The organism is Micromonospora avicenniae (assembly GCF_900156065.1).
GTDB classification, from domain to species: domain Bacteria; phylum Actinomycetota; class Actinomycetes; order Mycobacteriales; family Micromonosporaceae; genus Micromonospora; species Micromonospora avicenniae.
The window spans coordinates 167,387-187,237 of record NZ_FTNF01000004.1 but is presented as its reverse complement, the minus strand read 5'-3'; the positions used below and the strand labels follow the sequence as shown (position 1 = coordinate 187,237).

Genomic DNA, 19,851 nt, shown 5'->3' with positions numbered 1-19,851 from the left:
GGCGCAGGCCCGGATGCGCGAGGTGCACGCCGAACACGCCGAGCCGCTCTACCGCTTCCTGCTGCGGTTGAGCTGGGGCGAGCGGCAGCTCGCGGAGGACCTGCTCCAGGAGACGATGTTGCAGGCGTGGCGGCACCTCGACCGCCTCCCCGACAGCAGCGAGTCGGTACGCCGGTGGCTGTTCATCGTCGCGCGGCGGATCGCCATCGACGCGGCGCGGGCCCGTCAGGCCCGGCCCACCGAGGTGGGTCTGAACGACCTCACCCGGCTCCCCGCGAGCGGCGACGTGACCGAGGACGTGGTGGTCGTGCAGACGGTGCGCCGCGCGCTGCCGAAGCTGACGCCCGCGCACCGGGCCGTGCTGATCGAGCTGTACTACCGCGGCCGATCGACGGACGAGGCGGCGGCCCGCCTCGGCATCCCCGAGGGGACGGTGAAGTCGCGCGCGCACTACGCATTGCGGGCATTACGGGCCGCGATCGGCCGTACCGATGGTGATTGACGATTCGTGGCGAGGTCAGGTGCGCGAGTGCTGACCCGGACGGGCGCACACGTCATACAGTGGTCGCGAGTTCGAGAATCGCCCTGGCCCGCACGAAGACGGTAGCCAGGTCACCGAGAAGAGCTGGCGCGCTGATGACCGACGACGGTGACGGCACCCGCTGCACGTGTGACGGCTGCGGGCCGTACCTCCTGGGTGCGCTCCGCCCGGACGCGGTGGTGGCCTTCGAGGCGCACCTGCTGGAATGCGGCCGTTGCCAACGCGAGTGCGAGAGCCTCGGTCCAACCGTCAGCGCCGTCGCCGGCCTCGGTCCGGACGAGGCGGTGGAGTTGCCGGACGCCGCCGAGGAGGAAGCGCGGGTAGTGACCGTCTCGCGTAGCTCCCCACCGCCACACCTCGGCTGACATCCTCCGCGGTGGGTCCCCCGTCCGCGGCCGGAGTCGGCCGCGGACGGGGGATCAGCGTCCGGTCAGAGCCGGGCGCACTGGCCCGTCGCCGGGCCCTTCACCGTGTTGGGCCGGCTCTCGTTGACCGGCACCGGGTTGTTTCCGGAGCAGCTCAGCGGCCCGCCGACGGTGTTCGCCGCGACCACCACCGGCTGGCTGCCCGTGTTGCCGGTCACCGTCACCGGCCCACCGACCACGACCGAGTCGACCCGCACGCCACCGGTGTTACCGGTGAGCGACAGCGGACCGTTCACCTTGCCCTCGCCGATCTTCAGCCCACCGGTCGCGCCGGACACCGTCACCGGGCCGGCCACGGTCGCGCCGGAGAGCTCGAACAGCACCGGACGGGTGGCGGCGATCGGACCGTTGACGGTGCCGCCGGTGACCACCAGCGAGGCACCGGGGTTGACCGTGATCGGCCCCGTGATGGTGGCGTCCTCCAGGCAGGTCAGGCCCGCGGTGACGACCAGCGGCTTGGTGTACCGGCCGGTGATCGTCGTGGTGCACTGCGGGCCGGCCTGACCGATCGTCGAACGCGGCTCGGTGTCCGCGGTGACCGGCGAGTTCGCCGCGAAGTAGTCCACCAGCATGGTGAGGTCGTTGTCACCGGTGGTCGCCGGGTCGGTGCCGTCGCCGAGAGTGGTGAAGTTGTCCCCGCCGGCGGCGAGGAACGAGTTCACCGTGACGCGGTAGGTGCCCGACGGGTCGAGGGGCGTTCCGTTCAGCTTCACCGACGTGATCCGGGAACCCTTGGGCGCCTCGGGGTTGTAGGTGTAGCTGAACCCCTTCGAGACGCCCAGCCACAGGACCGGACGCGACGCGCCGTCAGGCTGCCACTGCTCCTCCAGCACCTGCTTGATCTGGGCGCCGGTGTAGCTCTTGGTGACCACGTCGTTCGCGAACGGCTGGACGGCGAAGGCGTCGGCGTACGTCACCGTGCCGTCGGTGCCGTAGAGCAGGTCGGCCCGGAGCCCGCCCGGGTTCATGAACGCGATCTGCGCACCGCCCCGACCGGCGTCCTTCGTGCCGGCGAGCTGGACGTCGGCGATGAAGTTGCCGAGCGCGGACTCCTTGCCCCGGTCCTCGTTCCCGTCGGTGTAGGCCCGCTTGATGTCCGCGGTGATCGACCCCAGTTGCTCCTTGCCCAGTTCGGCAGCCTTCTCCTTGGCGGCCGCCACGATGCCGGCCACCGTCGGGTCCTGCGGCGCCCCGACCACGTCCACCAGCGCAGCGTCGGCGGTGGTGACCTGACCCGCCTCCGGGTCGTACGTCAGCGTCACCTTGCCCAGCCGCTTGCCGTAGTCCTCGGCCTGCAGCACCGGGCGCAGCCGGTCGGTGCCGGGAACCGGGAGTTCGAAGGCGTACGGCTGGTGGGTGTGACCGCTGATGATCGCGTCGACGGTGGCGTCGACCCGGGTGAACGGGCCGAAGACCGGGTCGGCGGCGAGCGCCTCGGCGGAGTCGATGTGCTCCGTCGCGGCGCCCTCGTGCGCGAGCAGCACCACCACGTCGGCCTCGCCGTTGTCCGGGTTGCCGTCCTTGAGCTGGCCGGCGACCAGGTTGGCCTCGGCGACCGGGTCACGGAAGGTGAGCCCGGCGATCCCGTCCGGGCTGACCAGCGACGCGGTCTGCTCGGTCACCACACCGACGAAGCCGACCCGGACCCCGCCCACCGTGCTGACCGAGTACGCCGGCAACTCCCGGACGTCGCCGCGGTACACGTTGGCGCCCAGGTAGGGGAAGTCGGCGCGGTCGGACACCCGGCCGGTGAGGTCGGCGACGCCCATGTCGAACTCGTGGTTACCCACCGCGGACGCGGCGAGGTCCATCTGGTTCAGCGCGTCGATAGTCGGGTTGTCCCCGTCGATCGCCGAGATGAACGTGGAGGCGCCGATGTTGTCACCCGCGGACACGAACGCGGTGTTCGGGTTCTGCGCACGCAGCTGGCCCACCAGGCCGGCGAGCTGGGCGGCGCCGCCGACCGGCTGGCCGTCCACGGTGGCCGGGGACTCCAGCCGGCCGTGGAAGTCGTTGACGGTCAGCAGTTGCAGGTCCACCGGCTTCGCACCGGTGCTGATGCCCACCACGAGCGGGTTGTGGTCACTGGCCCGGTACGGGGTCGGCTCGTAGAAGGCGGGCAGCCCGTCGTACTGGAACGCGAACGACTCGACCGCGTTGATCTGCCACACGTCGACCCCGGTGACCCGGGCCGCCAGCGACGGCGAGGCGAGGGCGTGGTCCAGGGAACCGGACTCGCCGCCGAAGACGTACGTGGCCTTGCCGGTGTCGTTCAGGTCGCGGTACTGCTTCTCGTAGAGGACCTGCATGGGGTCCTCCTGGGTGTACGCGTTGAAGTCGCCCAGCAGCAGGACGTCGTCGGTGCCGCTGTCGGCCTTCACCAGGTCGACGAAGGTCGCCAGCGCGCGCGCCTGCCGGACCCGGTCGCCGTTCCAGGAGCCCTGACCGTCGCCGGTGTCGGCGTTGTCGCCCGTGCCGGTGCCGCTCTTGGACTTGAGGTGGTTGGCCACCACGACGAACGAGACCTTGCCCGCGGTGAAGGCCTGCGCGATCGGCTCGCGGGCGTTGGACCAGACGGTCTCGTCGTTGACCGAGCGCGCCGGACCCTTCGGCTGCACCTTCGCCGGCTTGAAGATGATCGCCGTGGTGATGAAGTCCTGCTGCGCCGGTGCGGGCAGCTCGGCGGGGCTGCGGACGTAGTCCCAGGTGCCCGCGCCGTCCTTGGCGTTCAGCGCGGCGACCAGGCGCTTCAGGGCCTGCTGCGGGTCGTCCGGGTTGAAGCGGACCGAGTTCTCGATCTCCTCGAGGGCGACCACGTCGGCGCCCAGCGCGCTGATCGCGGAGACGATCTTCGCCTCTTGGCGGCCCAGCGCCGCCTCGTCGGCCGCGCCCCGGGCGTCCCCGCCGAAGTGGACGAAGTAGTTCAGCACGTTGAAGCTGGCCACCCGGACGTCACCGCCGACGTCCACCGGTGCGGCGGTCCGGGGGTTGGTGGCCTTGAAGGTGGTCCGGGCGGGCGCGACGGTGCCCGCGTCGACCGGCAGCGTCGGCTGCAGCCGCCACTCGTCGAACCCGTACGACAACACCGACGGCCCGAACGCCTCCACCGAGTCGCCGACCCGCAGCGGGTTCTCCTTCGACAGATACGGCGGCAGCAGACCACCGGTGGACAGGTTGGTGGTCCGGCCGTCGTCGAGAAGGATCCGGCCACGCTCGTTCGCGGTCGCCACCTGGCGCGCCTCGTCCGAGCCGGGGCGGGCCACGTCTGTCACGTTCGCGGCGGGGCGGTCACCGGCGGCGAGCACGACCTCGCCGTACCGGTTGGTGTTGTAGACCTCCGAGACGGTGTACTGGCCGACCGGCGCCACCAGCATCGACTCGACCGACTCGCGGGCGTCGTCGGCCAGCGGCAGGCCCACCGGTACGGGCGCGGGCAGCGGGGCGTCGTGCGCGCACACCTGCACGTCGGCCTTGACGCCGATGGTGACCTGGGTGAGGCCGTTGTACTCGCTCGGGGTGCCGCTCACGCGTACCCGGTCGCCGATCGCCACCGCCGGGTGGTTGGCGGTGTTCGTGGTCAGGTAGACGAAGATGCCGTCCGAGGCGGTGCCGGCCGAGACCGGGCGGTCCCCGCCGGTGCCGGCGCTCTGCACGTAGACGCCGTTGTAGCCGCCGGTGCGGTGGTCGGCGGTGACCACGCCCTCGACGGTGACCCGGGTGCCCGCCAGCGGCGTGGCGCTGCCGGTGCCCTGGACCTCGGCGATGGTGTGGTCGACGGTGACGGTGCACCCCAGCGGCGGCTCGGGGTCCCCGTCGCCGCCGCCGGCGCTGTTCAGGCTTCCGAAGCTGTTCGGCGCGGCGTCCCGCCACGTCCCGTCGATCTTCTGCAGGGAATGGCCGGCCGGGGTGATCGAGGTCTCCGCGACGCCGATGTCGACGCCGGTCAGCCCGTTCGCCGGACCACCGGCCGCCGTCATGGTGCCCTCGTACGTGAGGAACTCGGCGACCGCGCCGTCCGGGGCGACGAGCGCGACGCCGTCCGGCGAGCCGTTCTGGATCCCGTCGGTCGGGTACGACGCGACGACCACGCCGGCGGCCGGCACCGTGCCGCTGAGGGTGCGGGTCTGGTACGCCGCGTTGTTGGCGCCGTTGTAGAGGACGATCTGCCAGCCGGTCAGGTCGTAGCCGACCGGCGCCTGGATCTCGATCGCCTCGCCGGTGTCGGTGCCGGCGTTGTCGTAGTGGATCTCACTGACGAACGGTGCCGCCTCCGCCGGTGCGGCGAGGGCGGCCGTGCTGCTCGCCAGGGTCAGTGCGCTGGTGGCGAGCAGCACGCCCACCGCAGCCAGCGGTCGTCTGGTCACGTGCCTGTACATCAAACTCGGGCCTCCGTAGGGAGTAGACCGTCGGAGGATATGGGTAGCAGGTGTCCGCGCGGGAGCCGCCGGATGGACGAGACCTGCCTGGCCACCCGCGGTGACCTGCGGTCGGTAGGCGGCCGTCGGCAGCCGATCGTGGTCGATCCCACAGCACACGGCCGGTCAGTGGGACAATTGCCGGACCGCCGAGCCACCAGCCGGGAGATCCAGGTTGACCGAGGAACTCGTCCGCCCGACCGAGACCGTCGTCCCGTTGCTGCCCTGCGTGTCGGCCGAGGAGACCCTGGCGTTCTGGCGGTCGCTCGGCTTCGCGGTGACCTGGCAGCAGACCCGGCCATACCTGTATCTGGCCTTCCGGTGGAGCGGATTCGAGCTGCACTACGGCGGTGCGGCGGCCGGCGTCGATCCGGCCGCCGAGCAGACCGGAGGGTGCCTGGTGATGGTCGACGCCGTCGCCCCGTACCACGCTGCGTTCACCGAGGCGATGCGTGGCGCGTACGGCAAGGTGCTCGCCAAGGGCCGGCCGCGGATCACCCGGTACCGGCCGGGCGCGTCCAGGTTCAGTGTCGTCGATCCCTCCGGCAACACCATCATCTTCATTCGGCGCGACGAGCCGCAGGAGTTGGAGTACGGCGGGTCCAAGCGCCTGGTGGGGTTGGCCCGGGTCCTCGACAACGCGCGGATCCTGCGCGAGTTCAAGTCGGACGACCGTGCGGCGTTCCGGGCACTCAACTCCGGGCTGCGCCGGCACGGCGACGCGGCGGCGGCCGTCGAGCAGGCGCTGGCGCTCGCCGCGTTGATCGAGCTCGCGACCGCTCTCGAGGAGCACGAGCGGGTGCCGGACTGGGGCGCGCGACTCCAGGCGATCCGGCTGACCGCGTCCGAGCGGGACCAGGTGCGCGAGGCGGTTGCCGATCCGGCCGTCCTGGCGCCATGGCTGCCGGACGCCGGCTGAAGGCCGCGCCGCCGCGAGGTGCCAGCACCTGCCACCGGTCGGGCAGCCTGTCGAGCGGCTCGGATCCGGGGCAGCTCGACAGTGTCCGGAGCGGGGCACACCGGCCGGGCGTAGCGGAGCTGCTCCTGACCCGACGCGTCACCAACTGTCGCCGCTCCGGCTCTCCGGGCGTATCGAGGTGACGCGCTGGTGTCGCCGTGGCCAACCGGGGATGGCGGAGTTCCGCCATGTCCGGGCTCCGCCAGTGATCACGCCCTCCACCGGGCCGTCCGTCGCCCCAGAATCTGCGACGGCGCCGCCGGCGTTTCCCGGCGGCCGCCCGGAGGAGGGAATTCATGCGCAGATCCAGATACGGGGCGCGGCACGCGACAGCCGCGGTCGCGGCGACGTTGGCGGCGTTGCTCGCGTTGCCGACCGGTGCCGTCGCGGCGACGCCGACCCCGACGGCAACGAGCGGCGCGGTGGAGCCGCTGCGTAAGGTGGAGCCCACTGTGCTCGCCGCGGCCCGCAGCGGCACCAGCACCACCTTCATGGTCGACCTGGCGGACGAGGCCCAGCTCGACGGTGCGGAACTCGACCGTGTCGAGCGTGCCGCCGGGGGCCGGGCCGGACGGGTGGCCCGCACCACGCGGGTCTACCAGACCAAGGTCGCGCACGCGGAGCAGACCCAGCGCGGCCTGCGTGAGCTGCTCCGGGAGCGGCACGCCGACTTCACCCCGTTCTGGATCGCGAACGTCATCGAGGTGACCGGCGACCTGGACCTGCTCACCGAGCTGGCCGGCCGTTCGGACGTCGCCCGGATCACCACCGTCGGCGTGACGACGCTGGAGGAGCCGGTCCGCACCGCCGGCGCGGACGCCGACACTCCGCTGCTGTGGAACCTGACCGCGATCGGCGCCGACAAGGTGTGGCGCGAGTACGGCACCCGTGGCGAGGGCGTCGTCGTCGGCAGCGTCGACACCGGCGTGCAGTACGACCACCCGTCCCTGGTGCGCCAGTACCGCGGCAACAACGACGACGGCACCTTCACCCACGACTACAACTGGTACGACCCGACCGGGTTCTGCATGTCCGAGGAGCCCTGCGACAACGCCGGGCACGGCACGCACACCGTCGGCTCGATGGTCGGTGACGACGGCGCCGGCCACATCACCGGGGTCGCCCCGGGTGCGACCTGGATCGCGGCGAAGGGCTGCGAATCCACCTACTGCACCGACGCGTCGCTGCTGGCCGCCGGCCAGTGGATGCTCGCGCCGACCGACCGTAACGGCGAGAACCCGCGCCCGGAGCTGTCGCCGGACATCGTGAACAATTCGTGGGGCGGCACCGGTGGTGACCCGCAGATGTACGACGCCATCGTCGACTCCTGGGTGGCGGCCGGCATCTTCCCGGTCTTCGCGGTCGGCAACGAGGCGGAGCAGGCGCCGGAGCCGTGCGGCTCGGCGGGACACCCCGCCACCAACCCGCAGACGTACGCGGTAGGCGCGACCGGCCCGGACGGTGTGATCACCGAGTTCTCCAGCCGCGGCCCCGGCCGTGACGGCGCGGTGCGGCCGGACATCACCGCCCCCGGTGAGCAGATCCTCTCCACCCTGCCGGGCAGCGACTACGGCTACATGGACGGCACCTCGATGGCCGCCCCGCACGTCGCGGGCGCGGTCGCGCTGGCCTGGTCCGCGGTGCCGAACCTGCGCCGGGACGTGGTGACCACCCGTGAGCTGCTGGACCGCACCGCGCACGACGTCGACGACCAGCAGTGCGGTGGCACGCCGGCCGACAACAACGTCTACGGCGAAGGCCGGCTGGACGCGTACGACCTGGTGACCCAGGCCTCGAGCGCCCAGCTCGGTGGCGTCGTGGTGCACGCGGAACGGGACGGCAACCCGCTGGCCGGATCGCGGATCACCCTGACGTCCAACCTGGTCACCCGGACCGCCCGCACCGACGCCCACGGCACGGTCCAGCTGGGCCGCGTCCCGGCCGGCGAGTACACGCTCACCGCGACCTACTTCGGGCAGCGGACCCAGCGGCGGACGATCACCGTGTCGCAGAGCGGCACCGTTAACCTGACCCTGGACCTCTCCGAGGCCGCCCCGTGGCAGCCGGTCAGCGGCCGGGTCACCGATCCGGACGGCAAGCCGGTCGCCGGCGCCCGGTTGACGCTCGCCGACGAGTCGTTCCCCGGCTTCGTCACCGACGCCGAGGGCCGCTACTCCGGGACGCTGCCCGAGGCCGAATACGACCTGCTGGTCGACTACGGACGGTGGCTGGCCCCGAAGACAGTCGCGCTGACGGTGGACGGGCCGGAGACGGTGGACGTGGCGCTCGCCGCCAAGACCGACCGGTACGGCTACGCCGCCGGGGTCGCCGCGGGCAAGTGGGAGGACGGCGGCAAGGTGCTCGCAGTCACCGGTGACACCGCGAGCAAGGGCCTCGACCTGCCGTTCCCGATGACCTTCTACGGCACCACGTACGACCGCATCACCGTGCACACCGACGGTTACCTGACCTTCGGCGCGGACGCCGTCGCCTCAGTCGGCGCCAACGGCCCGCTGCCCGCCCCGGCGGTGTCGGCCCCGGCGGTCTACGCGTTCTGGGACGACCTGGTGCTCGACCACGCCTCGACCGTGCGGACGAAGGCGACCGGGTCGGGGATGAACCGGCAGCTGGTGGTGAGCTGGACGCGGGCCGCGCTGAAGAGCGACCCGAAGACCCGCGTCGACGTGCAGGTGCGGCTCGGCGAGAACGGCACCGTCACCATCCGGTACCGCAAGCTCGGTAAGGCCGCAGCGGCGGCCGGCGGCTCGGCGACGGTCGGCATCGAGGACGCCAGCGGCACCGTGGCGTTGACGTACTCGGGGGACGAGGCGGTGCTCGACGAGGCGACCGCGATCACCTTCAAGGTGCCCGGCCGGGGCCTGCTGCGCGGCACGGTTAGCGACGCGAACGACCGGCAGCCCGTGGCGGGCGCGACCGTGCGGGTCGAGTCGCCGAACGCGCGGCAACCGATCACGGCGACCACCGACGCGGACGGCTTCTACCAGCTGGAGGCGCCGGCCGGGCCGGTCACCGTGACCGCGTTGCAGCCCGGGTACGACCTGCCGCCGGCCAGCGTCACCGTGGCCGAGACCAAGGTGGTCAAGCACGACGTCGCGTTGCGTACGCCGTTGCTGGTGGCCGACAAGAACAAGGTGTCGGTGAGCGCGCGGGCCGGGCAGACCCGGACCGCGACGGTGACCCTGACCAACAAGGGGGACCTGCCGGCCACCTGGCTGGCCCGCGAGATCGACTCGGCCACCCCGCCGGCCGGTGTGCCCGGCAAGGTGCTGAGCTCCTTCGCGGTGAAGGACTTCTACTACGCGTTCGGTGTCGGCTACCGCAACGGCGAGCTGATCGTCTCCAACTCGTACCTGTTCGGACAGGTGCAGCGCTTCGCCCCCGACGGCACGTCGCTCGCCAAGGGCGTGCTCGACATCGGCGGCTGGCCTTCGGACATGGCGTACGTGCCGGGGCGTGACCTCATGTGCGCGCCGAAGATGTGGATCGTCGGGGACCTGCCGATCGTCTGCTTCGACCCGGACACCCTGGAGGTCAAGGAGACGATCACGGGGCCGTGGGCCGGCAAGCTCTACTACGGGCTGGCCTACCGTGCCGCGGACGACACGTTCTACCTCAGCGGCGACGGGGTCATCCGGCACATCGCCGGGCTGTCCCACCCGCAGCCGGGCTCGGTACTGGGGGAGTGCACCCCGCCCGTGCCGTGGATTACGGGACTCGCCCTCAACGAGGAGCACAACGTGCTGTGGGGCATCAACCAGGACGCCAAGGAGGCGATCTGGGCCATGGAACCGGACACCTGCCGGGCGCTGGCCTCGGTGCCCGACCCGGACCCGAACCCGATCAGCGGCGCCGGGCTCGACATCGACGAGCAGGGCAACCTCTGGACGGTGGCCTACCGGAACCAGCCGTACAGCAGCAAGGTCTACCACGTGGACGGGTCGCTGCCGGCGTACAGCGACGTGCCGTGGCTGTCGGCCGGAACCTCCGGCGAGGTGGCGCCGGGGGAGCGGTCCGAGCTGACCGTAACGGTCGACACCACCGGCCTGACCCCGGGGACGTACGTCGCCACGGTGCTGGTGACCAACAACGGCGCCAAGGGGGCGTCCACCCCGGTCACCGTCTCGGTGACGGTCACCGAGTGATCAACGGGTCCCGCTGGTCGGTCAGCCGGCCGGCGGGACCCGTCGCGGTCCGTTCCGCCCGCGTGCCGGCGGAACGGACCGGGGGCGGGGTGTCAGAGCCACCGGTTACGCGCGACGAACCAGCCGAGCTGCATCCGGGTGGCGCTGCCGGTCACGTCCATGAGCTGCCGTAGCCGCCGCTGCACGGTTCGCAGCGAGATGCCCAGCTGCGAGGCGACCGCCTTGTCCGGTAGCCCGGTCATCAGCAGCGACAGGATCTGTCGGTCGGTCGGCGTCGGCACGGTCCAGCGGTCGGCGTCGTCGAGCACGGTCGTGGCTGGCGCGAGGCGCAGCGGCGTGGCCCGCTCCCAGACCTCGGTGAAGAGCGCCACGAGTACCTCGACCCAGGTGACGCCGCGCACCACCAGCGCCCAGGGCTCGACCATGTCGCCCTGGGAGGGGAAGGAGAGCAGCCCCATCCGGCGGTCGGCCACGGCGAGCTTCGCGGGTACGTCCGCCGCGACGCGGGCCTGCTCGCCGGCGGCGATGAACCGGCCGATGTGGGTCGAGGCGCCCGGTCGTTCCAGGCCGCGCCGGTCGTAGACCACGCGGAAGCGTACGCCCCGACCCAGCAGTTCCAGCTCCGCCGGATTCTCCGAGATGTCGGCCGCGTACGGGGGGCGTTCGAAACCGAGCACCTCCTCCTCGGCGCCGCGCAGGAACTGCTCGAACGTCTGCAGGATCGCCGCCACACCCACGACCATCTGGACGCCCGGATCCGCAGGTTCCGGCGCGTGCTGCTGCCGCAGCCACTCCCGTAGGTCGATCCGCGCCTCCTGGAGCTCACGGATGCGCTGGGTCAGCAGGGAATCGATCGCCAGGTCGGGTGGCGCCGCGCCGGCCCGGTCGCCGACCACGCGGACGAGGCCGTGGCGGGTGAGCGAACCGAGCGCCGCGTCCACCTCGTCGGCGCCGGCGGCCAGGCGCTCCACCAGCTCCGTCACGGTGCTCGGGCGGCCGCCGACCAGCGCCAGGTAGATCTTCTCTTCCAGTTCGGTCAGACCGAATGCGCTCAGCACTGTCCACCACACCCAGCTCGGGCGGCCCCACCGGTGGCGTGGTCCGCTGCGTTGATCTTGGAGCGTTCCGGACAGGAGCGTCAAGTGACGCTGAGCGGGCCATCCGTCCGGCCCCTCGTCTGGCGGGCCGAATTCAGCTACGGTGATCGAATCGTGTTCTCGTCTCGTCGACGCATCGTCATCGCCGCCGTGGCCGCCGCCGTCGTCCTCGGCGCGTCGGTCTTCGCCGTCGTCCAGCTCACCGACGACGCGCGGGAGGGGCCGGTCGCCGCGCCCCGGATCGTCCAGCCCGGCGCGCCCGGTCAGAGCGGTCGCGTCCTTTCACCGGCCGAGCAGTCCCAGCTGCCCGCGCCGCCGAAGCACACCGCGGCCGACACGCAGTTCATGCAGCGGATGATCGCGCACCACGTGCAGGCGCTGGACATGACCGCGCTCGTCGCGGACCGCTCCGTCAGCAAGGATGTGTCGCTGATCGCCAAGCGGATCGAGACGTCGCAGCGCGACGAGATCGCGCAGATGCAGCAGTGGCTGACCGAGCGGGGCGAGCAGCTCCCGGGGCCGCACGAGCACCATGCCGAGCACGACGCGGTAATGCCCGGCATGCTCACACCGGAGCAGTTGGCGCAGCTGGTCGAGGCTCGGGGAGAGCAGTTCGACCGGCTCTTCCTCGACTTCATGATCCGGCACCACGAGGGCGCGCTCACCATGGTGCAGCAGCTCTACGCGGAAGGCGGCGGGCTCGAACCGGCGAGTGACCGGTTTGCCCGCGAGGTCAACGCCGATCAGGGCATCGAGATCCGCAGCATGCGCGAACTGCAGGCCCGGCTCGCCGGCTGACACCGGCCCGCAGCATCTTCCACGTCACGTGCGGCGTGCGCTGAGCGCTCGGTGGTCGGGCCGTACGCCGAACCGCGACGATCGGCGCCGCCCCGCCGGCCTCGTGCGGTGGAGCCCGACACGGGGAAGGCCGCGTTCTGCCTTGGCAGGACGCGGCCTCCTCATCGAACCGCTCCGGGGTACGTCAGTCGAGGCTGGCGCACTGACCGCTGGTCGGCCCCGACACCCGGTTGGCGGCGTCGAGGTTGATCGGCGCCGGCGCGTTGCCGGTGCACGCGAGCGGGCCGCGCACCGTGCTGTCGGCGATGATCGGCTCGACGGAACCGGTACGGTTGCCCGTCAGCACCGCCGGACCGTGGATCTCGCTCTTCACGATCGCGGTGCTGCCGCGGGTACCGGTGATGCTGACCGGGCCGCGGACCGTGCTCTCGTAGAGGTGCACGGCGGCCGCGTTCGACGCCGACACCGGGCCCGAGATCGACGAGTCGAACGCGAGCAGCGAGGCGCCCGGACGCACGGTGACCGGCCCGTTGACCGTCGCGCCGGACAGGCAGGTGACACCCGAGACGGTCAGCGGCCCGTTGTGCCGCTCGTCGATGGTCGTGGTGCACGTCCTGGCCAGCTGGTCGAAGCGGGCCCGGGCCACGGCGAAGCTCGGTGCCCAGTCGACCTTCGTCTGGCTCTGGGCGTTGAACTGCGGCATCTGCACCTCGCGGGCCGCGGCGACCTCCGCCGCGGTCAGGTGCTCGCTGGGACGCAGCCCGAGTACGTCGAAGCCACGGGCGATCTCGCTGCCGTAGATCTCACCGTTGTACCAGTACGCCGACCAGAAGCCACCCAGCACGCTGGTGGTGGGGCTGATCGGACCGCGGTCGAAGTAGGCGATCTCCCGCGGGTGGGCCGAGTCGGTGAAGTCCATCAGGGAGATACCACCCTGGTACCACGCCTGAACGAGGATGTCCCGACCCGGTACGGGGATCAGCGAGCCGTTGTGCGCGACGCAGTTCTCCTGCAGCGTCTGCGGGACGGGCAGCTTGTAGTAGCTGGCGAACTTCAGCTTCCGGTCCACGATGTCGAAGATGGCGTTCGCGCCCCACTGCGGCTGGTCGGTGTCCCGGCAGCGGGGGCCGGTGCCACCGCCCCACTCGTCGGTGAACACGACCTTCTTGCCGTCGTTGCTGATCGTCGCCGAGTGCCAGTACGCGAAGTTCGGGTCGGACACCTCGTCGATCCGCACCGGGTTCGCCGGGTCGGAGATGTCGATCAGGATGCCGTTGCCCTCGCACGCACCGGCGGCCAGCCCGAGCGCCGGGTACGCCGTGATGTCGTGGCACGCGTCCGTCACCGGGGACGGGCCCCACGGGCTGCCCGACGGGTGGCTCGTGGTGGGCGGGGTGTTCTGCAGGCCGTCGACCGCGCCGGTCTGCGGGTCGGCGAACAGGCGCGGGTTGTTGACGACGGCAGCCTGCTCCGGAGCCGCGACCGGCACCTTGATGACGTCGATGCGCCAGCGTGCCGGATCCTCGCCGGAGGCGGGCGTGTTGTTGCAGCCGGCCATCGTGCTGGCCGGCCGGACACCCGCCGTGCCGGAGACGTACACGTAGACGTTCGCGCTGTCGTCCGGGTCGGTCACGACCGTGTGGGTGTGCGAGCCACGGCAGGTCTGCACGGCGGCGACCTGTACCGGGTTGGCCACGTCGCTGACGTCGAAGACGCGTACCCCCTGGAAGCGGGTGCCGGCAGAGGCGTCCGTGCCGCAGTCCAGCCGGCCGCGGGTCTCCTCGACCGACATGAAGAGCAGGTTGCCGTACACCGACAGGTCGCCCTGCCCGCCCGGACACACCACGCTGCTGACCAGCGTCGGGTTGGCCGGCTGCGAGATGTCGTAGACGTTGAAGCCGTTGTAGTTGCCCTGGAAGGCGTGGCTGCCGCCGAAGGCGAGATCCGATGCGACGTAGCCGAAGTCGCCCGGGTTGGCCGGGTTCACGAAGCCCGCCGGCTTGTCGCGGTGGGCCAGCAGATCGAGGTCGCTGATCGCGCTCTGCGCGTCCAGCCAGCCCGCGCCGAGCCCGATGCGCGGGTCCGGTTCGGACTCCTGGCCCGACGCGGTGCCGGGCAGCAGAGCCACGAGGAGAGCGGCGGTGGCTGCGGCGCCGATGACGCGGCGTCTCCTGCCTGTGTTGCGATGGGTCTGGGTCATACGTCTCCTCCAGCCGCGGTGTCCCCTCCTGGTCGTGACGCGCATCGACACGCGTATACACCACGGTAAGTAAGGACCGTACCGTCTACCGGTCAGTTTGGATCATGTAAATATTTGCGGAGGACGCGAAACTGCCGCATTTCCCAACATCGGGATCAAAGTCCTGTCCGGCCGGTCTTCGTTCCCGGCCCACCGGTTCGGACCGCGTGGTGCCCGCGCCGCGGCGGCGGTCAGCGGCGAGAACGCCCGCGACGCCCCCGTCGACCGGTGAAGTGTCGCAGCCGACCCACCAAGGTCACCGGTCGTCGCGTCGGGCCAGGTAGACCACGTCCGGCTCGCCGCGCGGCACCTCGACACGATGCGTGGTGACCGGCCCGATCACCGCCGCCAGGCGAGTGGCGTACGCCGGTGACGCGGAGGCACTCCAGGCGGCCAGCACCCCATCGCCGGTGAGCCGTTCGCGCAGCAGCGTGAGCCCATGATCGTCGTAGAGCGCGGCGTTGTGCTGGAAGACCGTCCAGTCCGGACCGTTGTCGACGTCCAGGCAGATGGCGTCGAAGACCTCGTCGGTCGTGCCCAGCCAGCGCACGATGTCGTCGTTGACGACCCGGACGCGGGCGTCGTCGAGAGCGTGCGCGCTGAACGGAGCCAGCGTGTCCCGGTGCCAGTCGATGAGCGCCCGCTCGATCTCGACGACCACGATCTCGGCCGGCACCTGCGACGCCGCGGCCTCGGCCAGGGAGAAGCCCACCCCGAGACCGCCGATCAGGATCCGGGCCCCCGCCGGCACGAGCTTCAACGACTCTCGTACCAGGAGCCGTTCCGAACTGCCGGCGCGGGTGTCCATCAGGAACACCCCGTTACTGATGATCTCCAAGTGCTCGGCACACCGCCGCAGGACGAGCTCGCCGCGGTCGGTCACGACCCGGTCGACCACCTCAACCGCCCCAGTCATCCGGCCAATCTATGCCACCAGACATGCCGTGCCCGCTGATTTTCCGGCCGGCGGTGGGGTGGAGTCCCGTCGGGTCGAGCCCGCTGTCGGATGGAGCCGGCCGTGTGGAAGCGGGGTGGGTCGGACGGAGGTTCAGAGACCGAGCGGCGCCGGATCCGTGGCCAGCTCGCGGAATCGCTCCCGAGGGTCGGGCACCAGCCGGCGGGCCGACAGGTCGAGCAGCCCGCCCACCCCGGTCAGGGCCGCGACCCGGGTGCCGTCGGGCCGGGTGTAGTCCTGGTCGATGTGGAACGTCTTGCCCTCGCCCCAGCGGAACGAGCAGGACACGTCGACCTCGTCGCCGCCACGCAACTCGCTGAGGTAGCGCAGGGTGACCTCCAGCGCGACCGGACCCACGCCGGTAGCGAGGAGCCGGTCCTGCGAGATGCCGGCGGCACGGAGGCACTCCCACCGGGCGTGCTCGCCGTACTGGAGGTAGACGGCCTGGTTCAGGTGACCCTGGGTGTCGAGCTCGTAGCCGCGGACGACGACACGCACCCGGAAGGGATCTTCCATGCGCCCGAGCCTACCGGTGGGTACGGATGGGGAAGCCGTCGGCTCAGAGCGGTTTGCCGCGCTTGTCGCGGGCGACGATGCCGTCCAGCCGTATGCCCGGGGCGAGCACCGTGGGATCGAACCAGAAGATCACCACGCGTGAATCCTCGCTCCAGCGAGCCAGCGTGGCGGACACCTCACGGCCGTCGACGGTGCCGATGATCCGCGCGGCCGGTCCGACGAAGTACCCGAAGGTGGGTACCGGCGGGTGGACCCGGCGGTCGCCCTGCTGGTCGTAGCCGATCTCGTGGAAGCCCGCGTGACGGTCACGCCCCACGACGTCGTTGATCAGGACGTCGGGCGTCAGCTCGCCGGCGGCGTCGCGACGACCGGCCACCAACCCGATCTTCACCTGCGGCGCTTTCGGGACGTCGACCCCGACGACGTAGAACACCCGCTCCTCGACGCCGTACCGGATGCCACTGAAGAGCACCGTGCCGACCGGCTTCGGGGTCGACCTCCCGGAGCCGGTGGTGGCAGTTGGCGCGGCAGTCGTCGTGGGCCCGGGGGTGGGCGCGGTCGTGGGCGTGGCGGTGTGGGCACCCGCGGCCGGGTCCGCGGGTCGCTGCGGTTCCGGGTCCGTCGACGTCAGCGCAACCGGTACGGACACCGCGACCGCCAGCACGAGGGCGGCCGCCCCGGTGCCAGCGACCCGTCGGCGCCTGCGCAGGCGCCGACCCTCGCGCATGACAGCGGCCAGGTCGAGCAGGTCTTGGTCCGCCCGCTCGGTCGCGAGCATGGCCTCGCGGAGCCGCTCCGCCTCGTTCATCGGCAGCTCCCGTGGACCTGCGGCATCCCGGCCTCGGCGCCGCGCAGCTTCTCGAGAGCACGGGAGCTGGTGCTCTTCACCGTCCCGACCGAGACGCCGAGTTCGTGGGCCACCTGGGCCTCCGGAAGGTCGAAGTAATACCGCAGGACGACGATGGCGCGCTCGCGCGGGCTGAGCGTGCCCAGGATGGTGAACAGCCAGCGCCGGGTGGCCACCGAGTCGGCGACGTCCGCGTCACGTTGCTCGGGTAGCTCCTCGGTCGGGTACTCCCGAATCGGTCGCCGCCATCGGTCGACGAGGTGGTTGACGAGCACCGACCGGGCGTACCGGTAGGCGTCGTCGCCACGGACGCGCGACCACGAGGCGTACGTCCGGGCCAGCGCGGTCTGCGCCGCGTCCTCGGCCTCGTGGCGGTCGCCGGTCATCAGGAAGGCCGCGTGCACCAACCGGCGGGAGGCGGCCCGGGCGAACTCGACGAACTCCGCGTCATCTCGTGCCATGTCCGCCCGCTTCGCGCTCCACGACGTTCAGGACGAGCGGGAAGCGCGAAAGGTTGAGTCCGCGGGCGAACAACTTTTCACCTGTCTCACCCGTCCTACCTGCCGTGCGCCACCAGCGAACGGTGTGCGGCGAGGGGAGACGCATGGCCGGGAAGAGTACCCGCCGGGGCTGGCTGCCGGCGTTGCCGGTGGTGGCGGTGCTGGGGTTGCTGACGTCCGGATGCGCCCAGCCCGCGGCGGGCGGCGAGCCGGTGGCGGGCGGCGCCCCGACGGACCGTCCGCCGGTCGGGTTCGTCGACCCCGCCGGGCCGGTGACCTCGCCGTCGGCCCCCGTCCGGCCGCGGCCCGCCCCGATCAGCTACCCGGCCGAGGGGAGCAACCGGTGGCAGACGGCGGCCGCCGAGTCCCCCGCCCGCCGGGGCGAGGGCGAGATCATGCGCTACCGAGTGGCGGTGGAGCGTGACATCCGGGGCATCGAGACGTCGGCCTTCGCGGCGGAGGTCACCGGATTCCTGACCGATCCGCAGGGCTGGACCGGCGGCGGGACGTTGACCCTGCGCCGGGTCGGGCCGGGCCAGGCCGCCGACTTCACCATCTACCTGGCCACCCCGGGCACCCGCGACGACCTCTGCGGCGACGTGCCGGACGGCTACACGTCGTGCCGTAACGGCGCCAAGGTGGTGCTGAACGTGGCGCGCTGGGTGAAGGGCGTGCCGCGGTACGGCGCACCCCTGGCCATCTACCGCGAGTACATGGTCAACCACGAGGTGGGGCACCGGCTCGGCCACGGGCACGAGCGCTGCCCGGGCCGCGGCGAACCGGCGCCCGTCATGCAGCAGCAGACGCTCGGCCTGCACGGCTGCACCGCCAACGCCAAGCCGTACCTCGACGGCGAGCCCCACCGGGGACGCTCGGGGACGTACGACGACCCCATTCCGCCCCGGGAGCGTGGCCGGGCGGGCTGAGGGGTTCACCGCCGGGAGGTCCGTCGACGTCACCGGGGCGTACGACGCCGCCGCCCCGGATCGGGTGACGGCGGAACGGACACCGGGTCAGTGGCCCCGTCTCACCGCAGCGGGCCGTCGCCCATCCCGTTCGGGTCGTCCACCACGTGGATGGCGGCCTCCTCCGCGCTGGCCGCGCCGGCGTCGATCCCGGCGTCCCAGGCCACCGAGTCGGGCTCCTCGTCGTCGCGGAAGCCCTCGTCGTATTCGACGAGCCGGCCCGCCCGCGGGTCCTGCTCGTAGCCCCGCCGGATCAGTTCGTCCTCGTCGTCGACCTGCTCCGCGTACGGGTCGATGTCCGGCTCCTCCTCGGCGAGCAGTTGCTCGAGCGACTCGCCCGCCCGCTCCTCGGCGGGAGTCGTGCCGTACCGGTTCGCGCCGTACCAGTGGTCCGGAGCGGCGATGCCGGTGTCGAGCGGATCGGTGATCCGATCGCCGTCGAGGGTGTCGGAAGCGTCCAAGACCCCGTCGTCCTCGGCGACGTTCCACTCCTCGACGCGGTCGATGTTGTCGGTCTCACTCACGGCAGTCTCCCCTCGTCGCCCCTGCGGCGGCCCCCAAGCCTAGAACCTTCCCCGGCCGATCGTGAGCAGGGGACACGGTCAGTGGTGGGAGCGCTCCGGCGCGGTCGCCGGTGTCGGCGACCCGGCGGCCGCGCCCTGAGGCCGCAGCCGCGCCATGCCGACGGCGGTCAGCCCCACTCCCCAGATGAGGAGTACGGCCACCCACTGCGCCCACTCGAGCAGACTCATGTCACCGGCGAGGAGGTTCTGGACCGTCGCGTACGGGGTGAGCCACGCCCGAGCGGGCCGAACCGCGCCGACGGCACCCAGCAGGCCGTAGAGACCGAGCGGGAGCACGATGCTGGCGAGAGCCGCAACGACGAACGAGCTCAGCAGCAGGCCCAGCCCGACGCCGATCAGCCGTGCGACGACCTGGACCAGGACGCCGCCCAACACGATGTTCCCCGCGTACCGCCACGCGTCGGATGCGACGCCTTCCGGGGCGAGCGCGAGCGCGGCAGCGCAGAACAGCGCGCCGAGGAGCCCGACGGCGGCGGCGAGCAGCGCCGTCGCCAGCAGGGTGGGCGCGAGCCGGACGTTGCCGGGGGAGCGCCGCAGGTCATGGGCGAGCAGGATGCCGAGGAACGGCACGGCGACCGACATGAGGCTCTGCACCGGATGCGCGAGCGCGGCGAACGTCAGCTCGTCCGGCGGGGTGGCCGCGGTCAGGGCCACCGCGGTCAGTAGGCCGAGCAGCAGGGTGATTGTGATCAGCCAGCGCCGCGGCTTGGTGCCGGCACTACGGCGCAGGGCGGCGCGGGTCGCCGCACCGAAGCCTGCCGGTGTGCTTTCCGTTCGTCGCCGCATCCGAGCCCCCTTTCGTCGTGCGGCCATGGTCGCCCACCGTGTGGGTGAAGTCACGATCGGAT

Annotated in this window: 14 protein-coding genes and 1 pseudogene; 6 read left to right on the top strand and 9 right to left on the bottom strand. The window is 71.8% G+C overall.

Annotated features, from left to right (window positions below; all coding sequences use genetic code 11):
* Positions 1-13 precede the first annotated feature (13 nt).
* Together BXA10_RS08795 and BXA10_RS08790 are read left to right on the top strand one after the other, a co-directional pair.
* Positions 14-502 carry a sigma-70 family RNA polymerase sigma factor gene (locus tag BXA10_RS08795; protein ID WP_076469953.1) on the top strand — a complete coding sequence of 163 codons (489 nt, stop codon included), beginning with the start codon at positions 14-16 and terminating at the stop codon, positions 500-502.
* 134 nt (positions 503-636) lie between these two features.
* Positions 637-906 (top strand): zf-HC2 domain-containing protein, encoded by a 270-nt coding sequence (locus BXA10_RS08790; RefSeq protein WP_076469587.1) that lies wholly within the window; start codon positions 637-639, stop codon positions 904-906.
* 65 nt (positions 907-971) lie between these two features.
* Here BXA10_RS08790 and BXA10_RS08785 read toward each other — a convergent pair whose 3' ends face one another.
* Positions 972-5,330 (bottom strand): ExeM/NucH family extracellular endonuclease, encoded by a 4,359-nt coding sequence (locus BXA10_RS08785; RefSeq protein ID WP_245828179.1) that lies wholly within the window; start codon positions 5,328-5,330, stop codon positions 972-974.
* A 226-nt stretch (positions 5,331-5,556) separates the two neighbouring features.
* Here BXA10_RS08785 and BXA10_RS08780 point away from each other — a divergent pair, with 226 nt between their 5' ends.
* Together BXA10_RS08780 and BXA10_RS08775 are read left to right on the top strand one after the other, a co-directional pair.
* Positions 5,557-6,300, top strand: a complete 744-nt coding sequence (locus BXA10_RS08780; protein WP_076469585.1) for a VOC family protein — start codon at positions 5,557-5,559, stop codon at positions 6,298-6,300.
* A 335-nt stretch (positions 6,301-6,635) separates the two neighbouring features.
* Positions 6,636-10,502, top strand: coding sequence for a S8 family serine peptidase (locus BXA10_RS08775; RefSeq protein WP_076469583.1), 3,867 nt, complete (start codon positions 6,636-6,638; stop codon positions 10,500-10,502).
* Between the two features lie 92 nt (positions 10,503-10,594).
* Here the strand turns inward: BXA10_RS08775 and BXA10_RS08770 are convergent, their stop codons facing one another.
* A complete protein-coding gene (locus BXA10_RS08770) occupies positions 10,595-11,560 on the bottom strand; it encodes a helix-turn-helix transcriptional regulator (protein WP_076469581.1) in 966 nt (321 codons plus the stop codon).
* A gap of 153 nt (positions 11,561-11,713) precedes the next feature.
* Here BXA10_RS08770 and BXA10_RS08765 point away from each other — a divergent pair, with 153 nt between their 5' ends.
* Positions 11,714-12,397 carry a DUF305 domain-containing protein gene (locus BXA10_RS08765; RefSeq protein WP_076469952.1) on the top strand — a complete coding sequence of 228 codons (684 nt, stop codon included), beginning with the start codon at positions 11,714-11,716 and terminating at the stop codon, positions 12,395-12,397.
* Between the two features lie 673 nt (positions 12,398-13,070).
* Here BXA10_RS08765 and BXA10_RS08760 read toward each other — a convergent pair.
* The 5 genes and pseudogenes from BXA10_RS08760 to BXA10_RS08740 all read right to left on the bottom strand — a co-directional run.
* Positions 13,071-14,597, bottom strand: a pseudogene (locus BXA10_RS08760) (LVIVD repeat-containing protein); the annotation flags it as partial.
* A gap of 295 nt (positions 14,598-14,892) precedes the next feature.
* Positions 14,893-15,552, bottom strand: coding sequence for a spermine/spermidine synthase domain-containing protein (locus BXA10_RS08755; protein ID WP_076469578.1), 660 nt, complete (start codon positions 15,550-15,552; stop codon positions 14,893-14,895).
* A gap of 132 nt (positions 15,553-15,684) precedes the next feature.
* Positions 15,685-16,107 (bottom strand): acyl-CoA thioesterase, encoded by a 423-nt coding sequence (locus BXA10_RS08750; RefSeq protein ID WP_076469575.1) that lies wholly within the window; start codon positions 16,105-16,107, stop codon positions 15,685-15,687.
* 43 nt (positions 16,108-16,150) lie between these two features.
* On the bottom strand, positions 16,151-16,915 hold the full coding sequence (locus BXA10_RS08745; RefSeq protein ID WP_076469572.1) for a hypothetical protein: 765 nt from the start codon (positions 16,913-16,915) through the stop codon (positions 16,151-16,153).
* Positions 16,912-17,415 (bottom strand): SigE family RNA polymerase sigma factor, encoded by a 504-nt coding sequence (locus BXA10_RS08740; protein WP_076469569.1) that lies wholly within the window; start codon positions 17,413-17,415, stop codon positions 16,912-16,914. Before BXA10_RS08740 ends, BXA10_RS08745 begins: the two co-directional genes overlap by 4 nt.
* Positions 17,416-17,558: 143 nt before the next feature.
* Between BXA10_RS08740 and BXA10_RS08735 the strand changes: the two genes are divergently transcribed.
* Entirely contained in the window at positions 17,559-18,380 is an 822-nt protein-coding gene (locus tag BXA10_RS08735) for a DUF3152 domain-containing protein (RefSeq protein WP_084752393.1), read from the top strand.
* 101 nt (positions 18,381-18,481) lie between these two features.
* Here the strand turns inward: BXA10_RS08735 and BXA10_RS08730 are convergent, their stop codons facing one another.
* Together BXA10_RS08730 and BXA10_RS30770 are read right to left on the bottom strand one after the other, a co-directional pair.
* Positions 18,482-18,943 carry a DUF5709 domain-containing protein gene (locus BXA10_RS08730; RefSeq protein ID WP_076469566.1) on the bottom strand — a complete coding sequence of 154 codons (462 nt, stop codon included), beginning with the start codon at positions 18,941-18,943 and terminating at the stop codon, positions 18,482-18,484.
* A gap of 78 nt (positions 18,944-19,021) precedes the next feature.
* Positions 19,022-19,789 carry a hypothetical protein gene (locus BXA10_RS30770; RefSeq protein ID WP_076469564.1) on the bottom strand — a complete coding sequence of 256 codons (768 nt, stop codon included), beginning with the start codon at positions 19,787-19,789 and terminating at the stop codon, positions 19,022-19,024.
* Positions 19,790-19,851 lie beyond the last annotated feature (62 nt).